This window comes from Rodentibacter trehalosifermentans (genome assembly GCF_002000545.1).
GTDB lineage: Bacteria > Pseudomonadota > Gammaproteobacteria > Enterobacterales > Pasteurellaceae > Rodentibacter > Rodentibacter trehalosifermentans.
The window spans coordinates 1-1,412 of record NZ_MLHL01000099.1; the positions used below are offsets into that span (position 1 = coordinate 1).

Annotated in this window: 1 protein-coding gene; it reads right to left on the reverse strand. The window is 38.3% G+C overall.

The genetic code is table 11. The features are described 5' to 3' along the window. Positions 1-28 precede the first annotated feature (28 nt). Positions 29-1,356, reverse strand: a protein-coding gene (locus BKK52_RS13290) for an IS3 family transposase (protein WP_143531431.1) whose coding sequence is annotated in 2 segments (ribosomal slippage) — positions 29-912 and positions 912-1,356 — 1,329 coding nt in all. Because the reading frame shifts where the segments join, the coding sequence is not laid out codon by codon here. Between the last annotated feature and the right edge of the window lie 56 nt (positions 1,357-1,412).

Here is a 1,412-nt window from a genome sequence, read left to right on the forward strand (position 1 = left end):
TGATCTGACCCCAAAAAGTTAGACTCATTTAATTCAAGGACTGAGTTCTGTATTCTACAGGGCTTAGTCCTTTTAGTTTAATCTGAATCCGTTCATGATTATAGTAACGAATATATTCATGGATAGCTGTTTCAAGTTGATCAAATGTTTCGAATCGCTTACCGTAATAACATTCTGTCTTTAGTCGAGCGAAAAAACTCTCCATTGACCCATTATCTAAGCAATTTCCCTTTCTCGACATACTTTGTTGAATACCATTGTCCTCAAGAATTTTACGATAGCTTTCCATTTGATATTGCCACCCTTGGTCTGAATGGAGTATCGGTTTTTCTCCATCTAACCTGCTGATAGCTTGCACCATCATTCTCTGAATTTGTTCAAAATTCGGGCTTGGCGAAAGGTCATAGCTGATAATCTCCCCATTAAATAAATCCTTAATCGGCGATAAATAAAGTTTACCCTCACCGCACTTAAACTCAGTCACATCCGTCACCCATTTCTCATTTGGTCGTTGTGCTACAAAGTTTCGTTCTAACAGATTATCTGCGATTTTACCCATCTCACCTTTGTAAGAACGGTATTTTTTCTGTTTGCATTTTCCTTTTAATCCAAGCTGTTGCATGAGAGATTGCACTCGCTTGTGATTGATAGTCATCGTTTTTTTTAACGCTAATGTCACCCGACGATAGCCATATTTACCGTCATTTTCGTAATAAACCCTCGTGACTTCTTGCTTAATCAACACATTTTTATCGACTTTAGGTTTTAAATGATAGAAGAAAACACTCCGTGCCAATCCCGCTAAATGTAGTAATAGCTCAAGCGGGTGAATCATCCGTAAGGCATTTACGATGACAGCTTTTTCGCTATTTTTTGTTGGTTGAGTTCCCGCAACTTTTTTAGATAATCGACCTCTGCTTCCAGCTCTAAAATCCGATAGCGTAAACGTTCTTCTTCTGTTTTGGGTTTCGGTGGCATTTTAGGGTATTTAGATTTCATTGTCGGAGGACCTTTTGGTTTGGCTAATAAGCCGTTTATACCTTGTTTTTCAAAGGCTTTCAACCATTGACTCACTACACCGGAATTGGCTATACCGAAATAGAGACAAGCCTTTTCTGTAGAAAAAAGCCCATTTTTGACCGCTTGTATAACGCTTAATTTGAATTCAGGAGAGTAGGTTTGTTTTCGACCTAATACCGCTAACCCATTGAGTCCATTGTGATTAAATTGGGCAATCCAACGGCGTAATGTTTGGCGATTGAGATGAAATTGTTGGCGTGTCAGTGACTGATTTTTATTATGTTGGAGATAAAACTCTATCACCTGCTGTTTGAAAAGTTGGTTATATTTAGTCATAAATATCTGCACCTTATTGAGTTGGAAGATTAGTCCAACTTTTGGGGTGCAGATCA